Annotated in this window: 16 protein-coding genes and 1 riboswitch; of the genes, 6 read left to right on the forward strand and 10 right to left on the reverse strand. The window is 68.1% G+C overall.

Going from position 1 to position 16,306, the window contains the following annotated elements:
- Positions 1-8 precede the first annotated feature (8 nt).
- A complete protein-coding gene (locus MAA8898_RS08710) occupies positions 9-932 on the forward strand; it encodes a tyrosine recombinase XerC (protein WP_094020608.1) in 924 nt (307 codons plus the stop codon).
- A gap of 56 nt (positions 933-988) precedes the next feature.
- Positions 989-1,597, forward strand: coding sequence for a glutathione S-transferase (locus tag MAA8898_RS08715; protein ID WP_094020609.1), 609 nt, complete (start codon positions 989-991; stop codon positions 1,595-1,597).
- Positions 1,598-1,672: 75 nt separating this feature from the next.
- On the opposite strand, the gene MAA8898_RS08720 is transcribed toward MAA8898_RS08715, so the two are convergent.
- Positions 1,673-2,323 carry an outer membrane protein gene (locus MAA8898_RS08720; protein WP_094020610.1) on the reverse strand — a complete coding sequence of 217 codons (651 nt, stop codon included), beginning with the start codon at positions 2,321-2,323 and terminating at the stop codon, positions 1,673-1,675.
- 224 nt (positions 2,324-2,547) lie between these two features.
- Between MAA8898_RS08720 and petA the strand changes: the two genes are divergently transcribed.
- From petA to MAA8898_RS08735, 3 genes are read left to right on the forward strand one after another with little or no spacing between them, the layout of a single operon-like run.
- Positions 2,548-3,144, forward strand: a complete 597-nt coding sequence (petA, locus tag MAA8898_RS08725) for a ubiquinol-cytochrome c reductase iron-sulfur subunit (RefSeq protein WP_094020611.1) — start codon at positions 2,548-2,550, stop codon at positions 3,142-3,144.
- A 12-nt stretch (positions 3,145-3,156) separates the two neighbouring features.
- Positions 3,157-4,503 carry a cytochrome b gene (petB, locus tag MAA8898_RS08730; RefSeq protein ID WP_094020612.1) on the forward strand — a complete coding sequence of 449 codons (1,347 nt, stop codon included), beginning with the start codon at positions 3,157-3,159 and terminating at the stop codon, positions 4,501-4,503.
- A 20-nt stretch (positions 4,504-4,523) separates the two neighbouring features.
- Positions 4,524-5,300 carry a cytochrome c1 gene (locus tag MAA8898_RS08735; protein WP_094020613.1) on the forward strand — a complete coding sequence of 259 codons (777 nt, stop codon included), beginning with the start codon at positions 4,524-4,526 and terminating at the stop codon, positions 5,298-5,300.
- 51 nt (positions 5,301-5,351) lie between these two features.
- Here the strand turns inward: MAA8898_RS08735 and MAA8898_RS08740 are convergent, their stop codons facing one another.
- Genes MAA8898_RS08740 through thiB form a run of 4 tightly spaced genes read right to left on the reverse strand, consistent with a single transcriptional unit; the run spans position 5,352 to position 9,067 of the window.
- Positions 5,352-5,843, reverse strand: coding sequence for a GFA family protein (locus MAA8898_RS08740; protein WP_094020614.1), 492 nt, complete (start codon positions 5,841-5,843; stop codon positions 5,352-5,354).
- A 53-nt stretch (positions 5,844-5,896) separates the two neighbouring features.
- A complete protein-coding gene (locus MAA8898_RS08745) occupies positions 5,897-6,601 on the reverse strand; it encodes a thiamine ABC transporter ATP-binding protein (RefSeq protein WP_176445107.1) in 705 nt (234 codons plus the stop codon).
- Positions 6,588-8,105 carry an ABC transporter permease family protein gene (locus tag MAA8898_RS08750; RefSeq protein WP_094020615.1) on the reverse strand — a complete coding sequence of 506 codons (1,518 nt, stop codon included), beginning with the start codon at positions 8,103-8,105 and terminating at the stop codon, positions 6,588-6,590. Before MAA8898_RS08750 ends, MAA8898_RS08745 begins: the two co-directional genes overlap by 14 nt.
- Positions 8,081-9,067 carry a thiamine ABC transporter substrate binding subunit gene (gene thiB, locus MAA8898_RS08755; protein WP_094020873.1) on the reverse strand — a complete coding sequence of 329 codons (987 nt, stop codon included), beginning with the start codon at positions 9,065-9,067 and terminating at the stop codon, positions 8,081-8,083. Before thiB ends, MAA8898_RS08750 begins: the two co-directional genes overlap by 25 nt.
- A 42-nt stretch (positions 9,068-9,109) precedes the next feature.
- Positions 9,110-9,221, reverse strand: a riboswitch (TPP riboswitch).
- A 112-nt stretch (positions 9,222-9,333) separates the two neighbouring features.
- On the opposite strand from thiB, the gene aroC reads away from it, so the two are divergent.
- Positions 9,334-10,440: a chorismate synthase gene (gene aroC, locus MAA8898_RS08760; RefSeq protein ID WP_094020616.1), complete on the forward strand. Its 1,107-nt coding sequence runs from the start codon at positions 9,334-9,336 to the stop codon at positions 10,438-10,440.
- A 20-nt stretch (positions 10,441-10,460) separates the two neighbouring features.
- Here aroC and MAA8898_RS08765 read toward each other — a convergent pair whose 3' ends face one another.
- From MAA8898_RS08765 to rnhB, 5 genes are all read right to left on the reverse strand, one after another.
- The gene (locus tag MAA8898_RS08765) at positions 10,461-12,518 is read right to left on the reverse strand and encodes a methyl-accepting chemotaxis protein (protein ID WP_176445108.1); all 2,058 of its coding nucleotides are present in this window, start codon (positions 12,516-12,518) and stop codon (positions 10,461-10,463) included.
- Positions 12,519-12,622: 104 nt separating this feature from the next.
- Entirely contained in the window at positions 12,623-13,516 is an 894-nt protein-coding gene (locus MAA8898_RS08770) for a DMT family transporter (protein ID WP_094020618.1), read from the reverse strand.
- Positions 13,517-13,570: 54 nt separating this feature from the next.
- A complete protein-coding gene (locus MAA8898_RS08775) occupies positions 13,571-14,317 on the reverse strand; it encodes a cupin domain-containing protein (protein WP_245853314.1) in 747 nt (248 codons plus the stop codon).
- A gap of 132 nt (positions 14,318-14,449) precedes the next feature.
- Positions 14,450-15,565: a site-specific DNA-methyltransferase gene (locus tag MAA8898_RS08780; protein WP_094020620.1), complete on the reverse strand. Its 1,116-nt coding sequence runs from the start codon at positions 15,563-15,565 to the stop codon at positions 14,450-14,452.
- An 86-nt stretch (positions 15,566-15,651) separates the two neighbouring features.
- Positions 15,652-16,281, reverse strand: coding sequence for a ribonuclease HII (gene rnhB / locus MAA8898_RS08785; RefSeq protein ID WP_094020621.1), 630 nt, complete (start codon positions 16,279-16,281; stop codon positions 15,652-15,654).
- Positions 16,282-16,306 lie beyond the last annotated feature (25 nt).

Consider the following 16,306-nt stretch of genomic DNA (forward strand, 5'->3'; position numbering starts at 1 on the left):
CCCTTGCCATGACGCTTGAAATCTCTCCGGCCGCCCGCGATGCCCTCGCCAACTGGCTGGAGGCGTGCAAGGCGCTGGACGGCGCGGCCGAGAACACCCTGACCGCCTACCGCGGCGACGTGCTGGATTTCATCGCCTTCCTGACCGGGCATCACGCCGAACCGCAGGGCCTGACGCCGCTGGCGCGGGTCACGACCACCGACATGCGCTCCTGGATGGCGCACCTGCGGCGGCACGAGGTCGGCGCGCGCTCGGTCGCGCGCAAGCTGTCGGCGGTCAAGAGCTTTTACCGCTGGCTGTCACGGCGCGAAGGGTTCGAGCCGACCGCCGTGCTGTCCGCCCGCGCGACCAAGTTCCAGAAGAAACTGCCTCGCCCGCTGTCCGAGGATGCCGCCCGCGCGATGATCGACACGGTCGAGGTGCAGTCGGCCGACAGCTGGCAGGGCGCGCGTGACGCAGCCGTGGTGACGCTGCTCTACGGCTGCGGGCTGCGCATCTCCGAGGCGCTGGGCCTGACCGGCCGCGACCTGCCGCTGGGCGACAGCCTGCGCATCACCGGCAAGGGCGGCAAGGAACGCGTCGTGCCGGTGCTGCCCGTGGCGCGCCGCACGGTCGACACCTACCTGCGCCTCTGTCCCCACCCGGTGGAGCCGGACGCGGCGCTGTTTCGCGGTGCGCGGGGCGGGCCGCTGAACCCGCGCCTGGTGGCCAAGGTCACGGAAAAGGCCCGCATGCAGCTGGGCCTGCCCGCCACCGCCACGCCGCACGCCATGCGCCACAGCTTTGCCACCCACCTGCTGGCCGCCGGCGGCGACCTGCGGGCGATCCAGGAACTGCTTGGCCATGCCTCGCTGTCAACGACGCAGGCCTACACGGCGGTCGACGAGGTCCACCTGATGAAGGTCTACGAGGCAACGCACCCCAAGGCGTGACAGCGCCCCGGCCTTGTGCTTTGGTCCGGGCACCCCCCACGCAAGGACGCGACACCATGCAACTGTTCTACTCCCCCGCCTCTCCCTTTGTGCGCAAGGTGATGGTCTTTCTGCATGAGACCGGCCAGCTTGCCGATGTCGCGCTGCGCCCGGTCACCACGACCGCGCTGAACTCGGACGCCGGCCTGATGGCCGCGAATCCGCTGGCCAAGCTGCCGACCCTGCTGCGCGCCGACGGTCCGGCGATGTACGACAGCCGGGTGATCTGCCGTTTCCTCGATGACCGCGCCAAGGCCGGGCTCTATCCCGCCGCCCCGCGCCTGTGGGAAACCCTGACGCTGGAGGCCACCGGCGACGCCATCATGGAATCCGCCCTGGGCATCGTCTACGAACGCCGCCTGCGCCCCGAGGAGCTGCATTTCCAGCCTCTGCTGGACGCCTACTGGGCCAAGGTGGACCGGGCGATCGAGGTGCTCAACACCCGCTGGATGAGCCACCTGCACGGCCCGCTGGACGCCGGCCAGATCGCCGTGGCCTGCGCGCTGGGTTACGTCGACTTCCGTCTGCCGGAAAAGGACTGGCGCGCCGGGCGCGATGCGCTGGCGGGCTGGTACGCGTCGTTCGCCGCGCGTCCGGCAATGGCCGAAACCGCGCCCAAGGGCTGAGCCGCGCCAAAACGCAAAAGGGCGGACCGCTGTCCGCCCTTGCACCCGTCGGGCGGGTCTGCCCCGCCGCCCCGCTCAGAAGTTCAGCGAGATGCCGAAATTCAGCGCGTTGGTCTTGATGTCCGTCTTGAAGGTGCCGCCCTTGTCAAAGGTGCCTTCGTTGCTGGAGTAGGTGAACTGGTATTCCCCGAAGACCGAGAACCGGTCGTTGATCGGATAGCTGGCCCCCGCCATCAGGCGCGCCGCCGGGCCGGTCAACTGAAAGCCGTAGGTCTTGGACGTGCCCGACACCGCGTCGACATGCGGAAAGGCGATGCCCAGGCCACCGCCGACATAGGGCGTCACCCGCCCGAAGCGGTCCGGCCAGCGCTTCATCACGTTGGCGGTCAGCACGTTGTGGCCGTCCGAAAATTCCAGCCGGGAAAAGCCCAGCGCCGCCTTGGTCGAGTCGGGCGCATAGGCCTTGGTGTGGGTGTACTCCACGCCGAAGCCCAGATTGTTGCTCTGCCACCAGGTCGCGCGGGCGCCGTAGTAGGGCGGCATGCTGAAGGGCTTGCCCTCCCAGCCGACCAGCTCGTCATAGCTGCCGCCGCCGTTGGGCAGCTTGCCCGAGATTCGGCTGTGCGGCAGCGTCTGCCACCCCAGGTAGAACGACAGCTCCGTTTCAGCGGCCGCCGGCACGGCCAGCGCCGCAACAAGCCCCGCTCCGAGAATCAACCGCCGCATCGCCGCCTCTCCTTCTGTTCCGGAACGGAGATAATCACTCGCCCTACCCGGATTCAACCGCGACAGATGCGCGCGAGCCGCATGTGTGAGCGTTTTGCATCCTTTACCCGAATGGGGGTCCCCGCTAGATACCGACCCTGAGCGGGGTCCGGAGTCTTTTCGAGCCTCCGGAAACCATGGGTTTTACCGCGGGCCGACGGCCCCACAGAAATGGAGCGAACCTCGTGTCCCACGCAGAAGACCACGAAGGCACCAGAAGGGATTTTCTCTACTACGCCGCGGCAGGCGCCGGGGTCGTCACGACCGGCGCAGCCGTCTGGCCGCTGGTGAACCAGATGAACCCCTCGGCGGACGTCCGCGCCCTGTCCACCATCCGCGTCGACGTGTCGGGCGTTGCCCCGGGCACGCAGCTGACGGTCAAATGGCTGGGCAAGCCGGTCTTCATCCGCCACCGCACCGAGGAAGAGATCGCCGAGGCCCAGGCGCAGGACGCCGCCATCGCCGACGGTTCGGCCCCGGCGCTGGTCGACGCGCTGGCCAACAACGCCAACATCGACTCGGGCGCCCCGGCCACCGACGCCAACCGCACCATGCCCTCGCCCGAAGGTGAGGCCGCCGAGGCCTGGATCGTCCAGATGGGCGTCTGCACCCACCTCGGCTGCGTGCCGCTGGGCAACGCCGGCGAATTCGGCGGCTGGTTCTGCCCCTGCCACGGCTCGCACTACGATCTCGCCGGACGCATCCGCAAGGGACCGGCCCCGCGCAACCTTCCTGTCCCCCCGGCCGCATGGGTCGACGACACCACCATCCTGCTGGGCTGAGGAGCTAGACACATGGCTGGAATTCCGCACGACCATTACGAGCCCAAGACCGGCGCAGAAAAGTGGCTGCACAGCCGCCTGCCGATCGTCGGGCTGCTCTACGACACCATCATGATCCCCACGCCCAAGAACCTGAACTGGATGTGGATCTGGGGGATCGTCCTGACCTTCTGCCTCGTGTTGCAGATCGTCACCGGCATCATCCTGGTGATGCACTACACGCCGCATGTCGACATGGCCTTCGCCTCGATCGAGCACATCATGCGCAACGTGAACGGCGGCCATTTCATCCGCTACCTGCACATGAACGGCGCGTCGCTGTTCTTCGTCGCGGTCTATGCGCACATCTTCCGCGGCCTCTACTACGGCTCGTACAAGGCCCCGCGCGAGGTGACCTGGATCATCGGCATGCTGATCTACCTCTGCATGATGGGCACCGCCTTCATGGGCTACGTCCTGCCCTGGGGTCAGATGTCCTTCTGGGGCGCGACCGTCATCACCGGCCTGTTCGGTGCGATCCCGCTGATCGGTGAACCGATCCAGACCTGGCTGCTGGGCGGACCGGCGGTGGACAACGCCACGCTGAACCGCTTCTTCTCGCTGCACTACCTGCTGCCCTTCGTGATCGCGGCGCTGGTCGCCGTGCACATCTGGGCCTTCCACACCACGGGCAACAACAACCCGACCGGTGTCGAAGTGCGCCGCGGCTCCAAGGCCGAGGCCGAGAAGGACACCGTTCCGTTCTGGCCCTACTACGTGATCAAGGACCTGTTCGCCCTGGCGCTGATCATGGCGGTCTTCTTTGCCATCGTCGGCTTCATGCCGAACTACCTGGGCCACCCGGACAACTACATCGAGGCGAACCCGCTGGTCACGCCCGCGCACATCGTGCCGGAATGGTACTTCCTGCCGTTCTACGCCATCCTGCGCGCCTTCACCTCGGACGTCTGGCTGGTGCAGCTTGCCTCCTTCGTCACCGGCGGCATCATCGACGCCAAGTTCTTTGGCGTGCTGGCGATGTTCGGCGCGATCATCGTGATGGCGCTGGCGCCCTGGCTCGACACCTCGTCGGTCCGCTCGGGCCGCTACCGGCCGATGTTCAAGTGGTGGTTCTGGCTGCTGGTCATCGACTTCTTCGCGCTGATGTGGCTGGGCGCCATGCCGGCCGAAGAGCCCTATGCCAGCTTCTCGCTGATCGCCTCGGCCTACTGGTTCGCGTATTTCCTGATCATCCTGCCGCTGCTTGGCGTGATCGAGAAACCGCTGCCGCAGCCCGACACGATCGAGGCCGACTTCGACGCCCATTACCCGCCCAAGGGCGAGGCCAAGGGCGCGCCTGCCGCGACCCCGGCGGAATAAGACAAGAAGGACCGAAAGAGATGTTCAAGAAACTCACCCTCGCGGCCTTCGTGGCCCTCGGTCTGGCCGGCGGCGCTCATGCCGCCGGCGGCGAGGCCCATGTCGAGGACTTCAAGTTCTCGTTCGAAGGGCCCTTCGGCACCTGGGACCAGAACCAGCTCCAGCGCGGCCTCAAGGTCTACACCGAGGTCTGCTCGGCCTGCCACGGGCTGCGCTACGTCCCGATCCGTGACCTCGAGGCGCTCGGCTACACCGAAGAGCAGGTCATCGCCTACGCCGCGACGCTCGAAGTCTACGACGACGAGCTGGAGGATTTCCGCCCGGCCAAGCCGACCGACCACTTCCCGGCCAACACCGCCGTCGGCGCACCTGACCTGTCGATGATGGCCAAGGCGCGTGCCGGCTTCCACGGCCCCTATGGCCTCGGCATCAACCAGTTGTTCAAGGGCATGGGCGGCCCCGAATACATCGCCTCGCTGCTCGTCGGCTACACCGGCGAGGAAAAGGTCGAGGCCGGCGCGACCCTCTACGAGAACACCGCCTTCCCGGGCGGCTGGATCTCGATGGGCCCGCCGCTCTACGGCGAAGACGTCGATTATGACGACGGTCACGCCAACGACCTGCACCACATCGCGGCGGATGTCTCCGCCTTCCTGATGTGGACCGCCGAGCCCAAGATGATGCAGCGCAAGCAGGCAGGCTTTGCCGGCGTGTTCTTCCTCGTGGTGCTGTCGGTGCTGCTGTATCTGGTGAACAAGCGGATCTGGGCGCCGATCAAGCGCAAGCCGCTGGCCTGACGCCGCGGCCCTGACCCGACACGAAAGCCCCGCCAACCGGCGGGGCTTTTTTCATGTCCGGCGCGGGGCGATCCAGACCTCATCGGGAACGAAGGGCTCCTGCGGTGTCCCGTCCGGCGTCGCCGCGTGCTGGAAAAAGCAGGTGAAGCCGGCCGGCACCATCGTCCCGCGCGGCGCTTCGTCGAGGAAGATGTACTTGCTGTTTGCCGGCGTGAAGTCGAACCACCCCGGATCGTCGAAGGCGCCGGAATAGACCCCCAGCCGGTCGGGCCAGCGTTCAAAGGTCAGGTGGGTCTTGGTCGCGCAGGTCTGGCAGAAATGAACATGGACCTCCTTGCCGCTGCCGTCCGAGACATGGACATACCGGGCTGGCGTGCCTTTCGTGATGCGGAACGCCGTCGCGTCGAAGATCGGCTCGATCACCCCCGTGGACCCGGTGGCGCGCTGGCAAAAGCGGCAGAAACAGGCCGTGATCCAGAGCGGATCCGCCGTCACCTCGAACCCCAGCGCGCCGCACAGGCACCCTCCAGCATGCGTTCCCATCGGCCGTCCTCCCCTTGCGTTGCCGTGTAACATGACGCTGCGGGTCCGGCCTGTCACCCCGTCGTGCCGACGTAATCCCGGAACACCGCCGGCGGATCGTCGAGGAAGGCCTGCGTCGCCACCGGCGGAAAGGCCACGCCCTCGGCCACCAGCACCACCTCCTGGGCAAAGCGTTTCGCGTCGCCGGGGTCATGCGTGACCAGCACCACCAGCGCGGCCAGGCTTTCGCCCACCTCGCGCACCAGCTCCAGCATCTCGGCCTTCAGCGCCGGTCCCAGCGCGGCAAAGGGTTCGTCCAGCAGGATCACCGGCCGCGCCATCAGCAGCACCCGCGCCAGCGCCGCCCGCCCCTGCTGACCGCCGGACAGGGTGCCCGGCCGACGCTCGGCCAGCCCCTCCAGCCCGACCCGCCGCAGCGCCCCGTCGATCCGTTCGCGCGCCTCGGCATCGGGCCGCCGCCCGTCCGGGTGCAGCGCAAGGCACAGGTTGCGCGCCAGCGTCAGGTGCGGAAACAGGTTGCTGTCCTGGAACAGGATCGACACCGGCCGCGCCTCGGGCGGCGCGCGCGTGATGTCGCGGTCCTGCCACAGGACGCGCCCCGCGGCGGGCAGGCGAAACCCCGCGATGGCGTCCAGCAGCGTCGACTTGCCCGCGCCCGACGGGCCGACCACCGCCACCCGCCGCCCCGGCGCCAGCGCCAGGTCGGCGGTCAGGTCGCCGCCCTCCATGTGCACGCGCACCTTCTCAAGCCTCAGCATCGCCGCGCCCTCCCCTGTCGAACAGCCAGAACAGGCCCAGGCTGAGCCCCAGCAGCAGCAGCGCCGCGCCTGCCGCCGCCTCCATCTGATAGGATCCCATCAGCCGGTAGACCTGCAAGGGCAGCGTCGCCCGGTCCGGGTCGGCGAACAGGGCGATCACGCCGAGGTCGCCCATCGCCAGCGCCGCCGTCAGCCCGGCCGCAAAGCCCATCGGCCGCCGCAACCGCGGCAGCCAGACCAGCCGCAGCCAGGCCGCCCGCGTCATCCGCAGGCTGGCCCGCAGGCGGCCAAAGTCGTGCTCGACCGCCTCGGCCTCGGGGCGCAGGATGCGCAGGGCAAAGGGCAGCGCCATCAGCGCGTTGACCAGCGCCGTCACCGGCAACGCCATGTCAAAGGGGTTCACGAAGGGCCGCAGCATCAAAAACAGCCCGGTGCCCAGCACCAGCGGCGAAATCGCGATGGCGGGCAGCGCCAGCAACTCTCCCCGCCGCGTCGCCAGCGGCAGCGCCCAGGCCAGGCACAGCGCGGTGGACACCAGCGCCACCGCCAGCGAATGCCCGGCGGCGGTCAGCGTGTCGCCGCTCAGCAGGGCCAGTCCCGGCAATCCGCGCAGGACCACCGCGACCAGCGGCACCAGCAGGAACCCCGCCGCCAGCATGATCCACAGCGCGTCGCCGATCCGTGCAGCCAGGGACCGCCCGTCCCAGCGCGGCACCACCCGGTCGCGCCCCGCGCCAAAGCCCGCCTGCCCGGCCACCCGCAGCGCCACCACGCCCGCCACCAGCGCCAGCGCCAGTTGCAACACCGCCAGCCCGGCGGCGCGGCCCAGGTCGAAATCGAACCGCATCGCCTGGTAGATCGCCAGTTCGACCGTTGTCGCCCGGGGCCCGCCGCCCAGCGTCAGCGCCACCGCAAAGCTGGTCAGGCAGATGACAAAGATCACCGTAAAGGCCCCCGGCACCACCCGCGCGATCAGCGGCCCGTCGATCACCCGCCACTGCGCCCGCACCCCCAGGCCCAATGACGCCGCCAGCCGGAAATGCTCCGCCGGGACAGCGGCCCAGCCGGTCAGCAGCATCCGCACCGCCAGCGGCAGGTTGAAGAACACATGCGCCAGCACGACCCCGTGCAGCCCGTAGATGTCCAGCCTTGGCAGGCCCAGCGCCGCCAGCCCCGCGTTGACCAGCCCGGCCTGGCCAAAGACCGCGATCAGCCCCATGACCGCCACGATCACCGGCAGGATGAACGGCGCCCCCAGAAGCGTGACCAGCAGGCCACGCCCGGCAAAGCGCCGCCGCGCCAGCGCCTTGGCCACCGGCACCGCCAGCGCCACGCTGAAGACGGCGGACAACAGCGCCTGCCAGACGGTAAAGCGCAGCGCCTGCCAGTCGCCCGGACCCAGCGCGCCAAGGCCCCCCGCCCGGGCCAGCACCACGCCCACCGGCCCCAGCGTGAGACACGCCAGGGCCAGCGCCGCGGTTACTGCGACAGCGCGCGGCGCCATGCCTCGATGGCCTCGTCGCGCAGCGCGGCTGCTTCATCCTCGGAGTAGAACAGCACCTTTTCCGGCAGGTCGAGCGCCTGGAACCCCTCGGGCCACTGCTCCATCGGCAGCGCCGCGGGGATCGACCAGTTGCCCGTCGCGATCATGCCCTGGAAATCGCCGCCCAGAACGAATTGCATGAACTGATCCGCCAGCTCCGGCTGATCCGTGCCCGCCACCTTCGCGGCGAGTTCGACCATGAAGTAATGGCCCTCGGGGAAGATCGCCGCCTTCCTGGTCTCGTCGCCCTCGGCGATGATGTGGTAGGCGGGCGAGGTGGTGTAGCTCAGCACCATGTCGGCCTCGCCGTCGGTGAACAACCCATAGCTTTCGGACCAGCCCTTGGTCACGGTCACGATCTTGGGCGCCAGCTTTTCCCAGGCCGCCTGCGCGCCGTCGCCGTAGACCGCCTGCACCCAGAGCACCAGCGCCAGCCCGGAAATCGAGGTGCGGGGGTCCTGGATCACCAGCCGCAGGTCGTCGGGCGCGTTCAGCAGGTCGTCAAACGACGCGGGCGGATTGGCCACCCGGGTGGTGTCGTAGACAAAGGCGGTGTGCGCGTAGTTGAACGGCAGGAACACCGTGTCCGTCCAGTCCAGCGGCAGGGTGAGCGCGTCCAGCGCGACCCCGTGTTCGGCAAACAGGCCCGACTCGCGCGCCTTTTTCGTGACGTCGGTGTTCAGGCCGATCACCACGTCGGCCTCGGTCCGGTCGCCCTCCAGCATCAGGCGCGGCAGCAGGTCGCCCGGCTTGAACTGCAGGTCGCAGGCGCATTGCGCCTCGAACAGCTCTTCGATCTTCGGGCCGGGGCCCCATTCGGACACGAAATAATCAGGCGCGTAGACTGTCAGGACGGGGGTGTCCGCCAGGGCCATCGTGGCGCTCAGACATCCCGCGGCAACAGTGAAGGTCAGGGTCTTCATGACGTTCTCCAACATTGCGGCGCGAGGGCAAGATTGGAGACCTGTCGGGGTCCACACCTTCCCTCCGCCGGTATTAACCGGTTCAGGTTCAACGGGTTCGTCCGCCTGACGGACATCTCAGGTGACTGCATCGCCACCACCCCGAGGTACAGCCAGACCTAGCGCCGCCGCGCGCGGACTTCAAGGGGGACCGCAGCGCGGGCAGGATGGGTCTTGGCATCGCCGCCGGGGTTGCGTATCCCGCCTTCGACAGAAGGACCGCCGCCATGAGCATCAACAGCTTCGGACATCTTTTCCGCGTCACCACCTGGGGCGAAAGCCACGGACCGGCCCTTGGGGCGACGGTCGACGGCTGCCCGCCCGGCATCGCGATCGACGAGGCGCAGTTGCAACACTGGATGGACCGGCGCAAGCCGGGCCAGAACCGCTACACCACCCAGCGGCAGGAGGCGGACGCCGTGCGCATCCTGTCCGGCGTGTTCGACGGGCGCACCACCGGCACCCCGGTCCAGCTGATGATCGAGAACACCGACCAGCGGTCCAAGGACTACTCGGAGATCGCGCAGAAATTCCGCCCCGGGCATGCCGACATCACCTATTTCCAGAAATACGGCCTGCGGGATTATCGCGGCGGCGGCCGGTCCTCGGCGCGCGAGACGGCGGCGCGCGTGGCGGCGGGCGGGCTGGCCCGCGCCGCGCTGGCGGCGCTGATCCCCGGCATCGAGGTTCGCGGCTACATGGTCCAGATGGGCCCGCACCGGGCCGACCCCGCGCGGTTTGACGATGCGCAGATCGAGCAGAACCCCTTCTGGTGCCCCGATCCGCAGGCGGCCGAGGACTGGGCGACCTATCTCGACGGGCTGCGCAAGTCGGGTGAGAGCGTCGGCGCGGTGATCGAAGTGGTGGCCCGTGGCGTGCCCGCCGGCCTGGGCGCGCCGGTCTACGGCAAGCTCGACACCGACCTCGCGGCGGCGATGATGTCGATCAACGCGGTCAAGGGGGTCGAGATCGGCGAAGGCATGAACGCCGCCGCGCTCAAGGGCAGCGAGAACGCCGACGAGATATTCATGGGGCCGGACGGCCCGGTCTACAGCTCGAACCACTCGGGCGGCATCCTGGGCGGCATTTCCACCGGGCAGGAGGTGGTCGTGCGTTTCGCGGTCAAGCCGACCTCGTCGATCCTCACGCCGCGCCGCACCATCACCCTGACCGGCGAAGAGACCGAGATCGTCACCAAGGGCCGCCATGACCCCTGCGTCGGCATCCGCGCCGTGCCTGTGGGTGAGGCGATGATGGCCTGCGTTCTGCTGGACCACCTGCTGCTGCACCGCGGCCAGGTGGGTGACGCGGGCGGGCGGATCGGGCCGGCCTGACCGGCGGTCCGGTCAGGGCGTCAGAAATCCTTCCACTGGGCATCGCCGACGGCGCGTTGCTGCGGCACCGCGCTGTCCTCGTCGTCTGCGGCCACGGACCAGCCGTCCTCCCCGGTCTCCGCCACCCGGACCGGCTCCGGCACGACGGTCGCGCCTGCCCAACTGCCGTGCACCAGCGCCTCGTGCGCCGCCTTTTCCGACAGGGCCTCCTCCGCGCCGTCGGTGTCGTCATAGCGATCGTCCTCGGCCGTGTGGTGCGTGGCCTGAGCGTCCCAGTCGTCACCGGCATGGCCAGCCCAGTCATCCGCACCACCGGAGGCAGGCGCGGTCCGTGACGATGCCGCCGCCCCGCCCCCGGCGAACCGCAGAAGCAGGTCGGACAGGCGCAGCGCCTCGACCCGCAGCTGCTGGCTCGCGGAATTGGTCTGGCTGACCATCGCGGCGTTCTGCTGAGTCGCCTTGTCCAGTTCGCCGACGCCCACGTTGATCTCCTGCACCCCGCTCGCCTGGTCCTTGGCCGAGGCGGCGATGCCGGAGACAAGGCCCGACACCTCGGTCACGCTGGCCACGATATGGGTCAGGGTCTCGCTGGTTTCCTGCACCAGCCGTTCGCCATCCTCGACCTGCTGCGTGCTGTTCAGCACCAGTTCCTTGATCTCGCTGGCCGATTCGGAGGCGCGTTGCGCCAGGCTGCGCACCTCGGAGGCGACCACCGAAAACCCCTTGCCGGATTCGCCGGCGCGCGCCGCCTCGACCCCGGCGTTGAGCGCCAGCAGGTTGGTCTGAAAGGCGATGTCGTCGATCACCGTGATGATCTGCGCGATCTGCTCCGAGGACTTGGCGATGGAGCCCATCGCCTGCAAGGCGCGCGCCATCACCTCGCCGCCCTGTTCGGCGCGGCGCCGGCCCTCGACCACCTTGACATCGACATCCTGCGCCTGCTCTGCCGCCGAGCGCACGCTGGCGGACAGCTCTTCCAGCGCGGCGGCGGATTGTTCCAGCGTGGCCGCCTGCACCTCGGACCGGCGCGACATCTCGTCGGACATGGTCGACAGCTCGTTGGCATTGTCGGTCACCGCATCGGCGCTGGTCCGCAGCGCGCCGACGAGATCGTCCAGCGCCTGCGCCAGGCTATTGAAATCCTCGCACAGCCGCACGTAGTTGCCGCCCAGGTCGGCCCAGTCCTGCGGCTGCATCCGGCTGTCCAGGTCACCGCCGCGCAGCCGGCTCATGGCCAGGCCCAAGGCCTCGAACAGCTCGACGCGGCGGCTGTTCTCCTCGGCCGCGCGGCGCTCGGCCGTATCGGCCTCCCGCAGCTTGGCCCGCAGGTCCTCCAGCTTGCGCGAGATCATCCCCACCTCGTCCGCGCGGTCCGTGTCGCGGATCTCGACGTCGAAATCATGCTCGGCCAGCCGGGCCACCGCGTCGCGCGCGCGCCGGATCGGCATGGACAGCGACCGCGCAAAGACCAGGGCGATCACCAGCGCCAGCGCGATGGCCACGGTGTTGCCCACCAGCTGCTTGATGTCGGCGGTGCGGGCCAGCGCGTCCATCTCGGCATCGGTCCGGGCGACCTCGGCCTCCAGCATATCGGTGATCTCGAACAGTTCGGCGCGGATCGCCTCGAACTCCGGCAGCAGGGTCTGGTCGGCAAAGACCTTGCGGTCGAACAGCGACTTGGCGGCCAGGATCTCGACATCCGCATTCATCGCCGCCAGGCGCCCGGCCATCACCTCCAACTGCCCAAGCAGCTCTGCAACCTGCGGATTGGCCTTGTCGACCGCAAGGATTCCGCTTGCTTCCTCCAGGTGTTCAGCCGCTTCGGCCATGTCGGCGCGGAGAATCTCGATATGATCGTCCTTGAGCGCGACAAACATCATCATCGCCAGTTCGGCGTTCTGCACATGTTTGGTGATCTCGGAAATCGCCACGCTTTTCTCGAATATCCGGGTGGTGTGGTCCAACCCGCCGGTCAGTTCCCGTTTTATTGTCCAGGACACGGCCGACAGGATCAGCAGCGTCGCAATGAAGGCCGCCGCCAGCAGCATCACCTGAACCCGGATCGAAAATCTGCCCATGACGTGACCTCGCATGTTGCGGCCGGGGGAAATGCATCCCGGCGCTTTGGCAAGGGTCTAGCCCGGCGAGGTAAACAAAGGTTTCCGCCGTTCGGGCAGAGGGTCTAGGAATTCGGGAGAGTTTTAGCTTCTGCCGCGGGGATCCGCGCCAGTTGCACGGCCAGGATGCCGGCGGCGATCACCGCGACGCCCAGCAGGTCCAGCGGGCGCAGCGCCTCGCCCAGCAGGACGGCGGCGATGGCCACCCCGAAGAACGGGTTGAGAAAGTGGAAGGTGGCGGCGCGCACAGCGCCGATGCGGTCGACCAGCAGCACCCAGACAAAGGTGGCGGCCAGCCCCGGCACCAGCGTCGTGTAGGCGAAGGCCGCGACCAGGCTGGCGGACCAGTCGATCTGCACGGTTTCCAGCGCCAGCGCCGGCCCCCAGAGCACCGCGCTGCCGATCAGCATCTGCAAGCCCACGATCATCATGAAATTGCCGCCCGACATCGCCCCGCGCAGCGCCAGCGTCGCCACCGTCAGCGCGATCACCCCCAGCACGCAGAGCGCCACACCGACCAGGTCCAGCCCGCCGCCAAAGCGCGCGCCCATGATGATGGCGACCCCGCACAGCCCGGCGATCAGCCCGGCAAGCGCCTGGGGACGCAACCTTTCCTTCAGGAACGCCCAGCCCGTCAGCGCCACCAGCAGCGGCATGGTCGAGGCGATGATCGCCGCCAGCGAGGCTTCGACCGTCTGCATGGCGACAAAGTTCAGCCCCAGGTACAGCGCGTTCTGGCAGATGCCAAAGACGATGGTCGCGCGCCATTGCGCCGGCGTCAGCCGCCAGCTCTGCCCCATCGCCTTGGCGATCGCCACGGCCAGCAGCCCCGAGATGAGAAAGCGCAGCGCCAGCGCCGACAGCGGCGGCGCGGCCGCCACGATGATGCGGGCCGAGGCAAAGGCAGAGGACCACATCACCGCAAAGGCAAGGCCCATCAGGAGCGCGCGAATATCCATGCGGCCAGCCTTAGGCGCTTTCGCAAGCGACTGGAAGCCCCGCCGTCACCTGCCTTACCGCGCCTCTGCGCGTGGCAGGTGCCCGGTCTTGACCCAGAGCAGGCAGCCCTCATCGGACCGGCGCGCACGGGTCACGGGATGCGGATTGCGCAGCCAGGTGTCGGCCGGATAGCGCCCCGCCGCGTCCTGTAGCGTGCCCTCGATCACGTAGACCTCTTCTCCGCCGATCGCCTGCATGTCCAGCCCTGCCCCCGGCTGAAAGCGGACCAGCCGCACCTCCTCGGCGCCGTGGCGATGCAGCTTCAAGACCTCGACACCTTCGATCGGCCCCGCCTCGAACCGTGCGGTCCGGGTGTCGATGGCCTTCTGGTCGGTGTCGTCGGCGGCGAACTGGCACAGCTTGACCAGGATCGTCGCCCCCTCCGGCCCGATGTGCGGTGTATGCGCGGTGCCGATGGGATTGCGCACATAGCTGCCCGCCGGGTAGTCCGCGTGTTCGTCGGAAAACACGCCCTCCAGCACCAAGAATTCCTCGCCCCCGCCGTGGGTGTGCCGGTCAAAGGCGCTGTTGGGCGCAAAGCGCACGATGGTCGTGGCCCGCGCCACCTCGTCGCCGATGCGGTCCAGCATCATGCGCTCCACCCCCGCCGCGGGCGAGGGGCGCCAGTGATGGTCCTCGGGGCGGATCACGACCGGCTGCGAAAAATCGGCGTTCAGTTCCATCGGGGCCTCCTGTGGCTTGCGCTGCTCCACAGATAGGCCATCGGTGGCAAAGTCATCAAGCGCACCAAGGGTCGGCATTCCTGCACATCCCCGTGTCGTCAGGGACAGGGCGCAGAAAAATGCCCCGCCTGCCAAGCGGCAAGCGGGGCCAGGTAATGCCGCGGAAATGATCCCGGCATCGGCGGTGTCTTTGTGGTGTTCGTGGAAATCTCAGTCCGGGCGTTCGGTCATCTCGGCGCGGATCTGCTGGCGCAGCACGTCGATCGGCACCGTCTTGCCGTCGCGGCGGAAACACCAGTAGGTCCAGCCGTTGCACGACGGCGCGTTTTCCAGCTTGGCCCCCACCTGGTGGATCGATCCCTTGACGTCGTTGCCCACCAGCGTCCCGTCGGCGCGGACCTTGGCCTTGTGCCGGCCGTTCATGCTCCACAGCTCTTCGCCCGGGCGCAACATGCCGCGTTCCACCAGCTGGCCGAAGGGCACGCGCGGTTCGGACCGCTTGGAGGCGCTGACCTCCAGCGCCGAGCGGTCAAAGGCCCGCACCCGGCTGATGCGCTTTTCGGCCACCTCGCGGTAGGCCGCCTCGCGCTCGATCCCGATCCAGTCGCGGCCCAGCATCTTGGCCACCGCGCCCGTTGTCCCCGTGCCAAAGAACGGGTCCAGCACCACGTCGCCCGGATTGGTCGATCCGACCAGCACGCGGTGCAACAGCGACTCGGGCTTTTGCGTCGGATGGGCCTTGTCCCCGTTGCCATCCTTCAGCCGCTCGCCGCCGTTGCAGATCGGCAGGACCCAGTCGCTGCGCATCTGGATGCCTTCGTTCAGCGCCTTGAGCGCCTCGTAGTTGAAGGTGTAGCGCCCGCCCTCGGCCTTCGAGGCCCAGATCATCGTCTCATGCGCGTTGGTGAACCGCTTACCGCGGAAATTCGGCATCGGGTTGGCCTTGCGCCAGACCACATCGTTCAGGATCCAGTAGCCCGCGTCCTGCAACGCCGTGCCCACCCGAAAGATGTTGTGATAGGAGCCGATCACCCAGATCGCCCCGTCGGGCTTGAGCAATCGGCGCGCCGCTGCGAGCCAGTCTTGGGTGAACCTGTCGTAGGCGGCGAAACTTGAAAACTGGTCCCAATGGTCGTCGACCGCGTCCACCTGCGAATTGTCCGGGCGGTGCAACGCGCCCTTGAGTTGCAGGTTGTAGGGCGGATCGGCAAAGATCAGGTCGACAGAGTTTTCCGGGAGGCTCCGCATCACCTCGATGCAGTCCCCGGCCAGGATCGTGTTGAGAGGGAGCGCGGGAGCGCCCTTCACCTTGGTCATCGTCGTCATTCTCTGCCTCTGTCCCGGCGCTTATGCGCTCATTGGTTGGACAAAAGATGAGTCATCGGTGATTCGCGGTCAATTCTATATTTGTATCAGTCACTTGTGTTTTTCCCTTGCCACAAGATATCGCGCACCGGGGCAAAGGAACGTCTATGAAATGGGGTAACCCCCAGATTTCGGAGTGCAGATTTGTGACACTTTGTCGGATAACCGGCGTTGGTCTCCCAGCCGTATCCGGGAAACTGTGTCGCGGCCTTCTTCATGACATCATCGCGCCAGATTTTGGCCACAATCGAGGCCGCCGCGATGGAGGGAGAGCGCCCGTCGCCGCCCACGACGGTCGTCGCCGGGCAGGGCAGACCCTGCGGCAGGCGGTTGCCGTCGATCAGCAGGTGGTCGGGCACCACCGGCAGGTCTTCCACCGCGCGGCGCATCGCCAGAAGGCTGGCCTGGAGGATGTTCAGCGCGTCGATCTCCTCGACCGTGGCCACACCCAGCCCCACCAGCGCGCTCTGCCGCAGCAGCGGCGCCAGGAATGCCCGCCGCTTGATCGACAGTTTCTTGGAATCGTCCAGCCCCTCGGGGATCGACGCGCGGTTCAGCACCACCGCCGCGGCCACCACCGGGCCGGCCAGCGGCCCGCGGCCGACCTCGTCGACCCCGGCAACATGGCGCGCGCCCCGCGCCCACAGCGACTCTTCCAGTTCCAGCGAGATGGTCATGCGGTTTCAAACCGCATGACCGCCC

Origin of the sequence: Antarctobacter aquimaris, from assembly GCF_900184945.1 — a bacterium.
GTDB lineage: Bacteria > Pseudomonadota > Alphaproteobacteria > Rhodobacterales > Rhodobacteraceae > Maliponia > Maliponia aquimaris.

What these genes read in the sequence shown, in the direction of transcription:
- MAA8898_RS08710 (WP_094020608.1), top strand. Translation starts at nt 9, where the DNA reads ATGACGCTTGAAATCTCTCCGGCCGCCCGCGATGCCCTCGCCAACTGG.
- MAA8898_RS08715 (WP_094020609.1), top strand. Translation starts at nt 989, where the DNA reads ATGCAACTGTTCTACTCCCCCGCCTCTCCCTTTGTGCGCAAGGTGATG.
- MAA8898_RS08720 (WP_094020610.1), bottom strand. Translation starts at nt 2,323, where the DNA reads ATGCGGCGGTTGATTCTCGGAGCGGGGCTTGTTGCGGCGCTGGCCGTG.
- petB (WP_094020612.1), top strand. Translation starts at nt 3,157, where the DNA reads ATGGCTGGAATTCCGCACGACCATTACGAGCCCAAGACCGGCGCAGAA.
- MAA8898_RS08735 (WP_094020613.1), top strand. Translation starts at nt 4,524, where the DNA reads ATGTTCAAGAAACTCACCCTCGCGGCCTTCGTGGCCCTCGGTCTGGCC.
- MAA8898_RS08740 (WP_094020614.1), bottom strand. Translation starts at nt 5,843, where the DNA reads ATGGGAACGCATGCTGGAGGGTGCCTGTGCGGCGCGCTGGGGTTCGAG.
- MAA8898_RS08745 (WP_176445107.1), bottom strand. Translation starts at nt 6,601, where the DNA reads ATGCTGAGGCTTGAGAAGGTGCGCGTGCACATGGAGGGCGGCGACCTG.
- MAA8898_RS08750 (WP_094020615.1), bottom strand. Translation starts at nt 8,105, where the DNA reads ATGGCGCCGCGCGCTGTCGCAGTAACCGCGGCGCTGGCCCTGGCGTGT.
- thiB (WP_094020873.1), bottom strand. Translation starts at nt 9,067, where the DNA reads ATGAAGACCCTGACCTTCACTGTTGCCGCGGGATGTCTGAGCGCCACG.
- aroC (WP_094020616.1), top strand. Translation starts at nt 9,334, where the DNA reads ATGAGCATCAACAGCTTCGGACATCTTTTCCGCGTCACCACCTGGGGC.
- MAA8898_RS08765 (WP_176445108.1), bottom strand. Translation starts at nt 12,518, where the DNA reads ATGGGCAGATTTTCGATCCGGGTTCAGGTGATGCTGCTGGCGGCGGCC.
- MAA8898_RS08770 (WP_094020618.1), bottom strand. Translation starts at nt 13,516, where the DNA reads ATGGATATTCGCGCGCTCCTGATGGGCCTTGCCTTTGCGGTGATGTGG.
- MAA8898_RS08775 (WP_245853314.1), bottom strand. Translation starts at nt 14,317, where the DNA reads ATGCCGACCCTTGGTGCGCTTGATGACTTTGCCACCGATGGCCTATCT.
- MAA8898_RS08780 (WP_094020620.1), bottom strand. Translation starts at nt 15,565, where the DNA reads ATGACGACGATGACCAAGGTGAAGGGCGCTCCCGCGCTCCCTCTCAAC.
- rnhB (WP_094020621.1), bottom strand. Translation starts at nt 16,281, where the DNA reads ATGACCATCTCGCTGGAACTGGAAGAGTCGCTGTGGGCGCGGGGCGCG.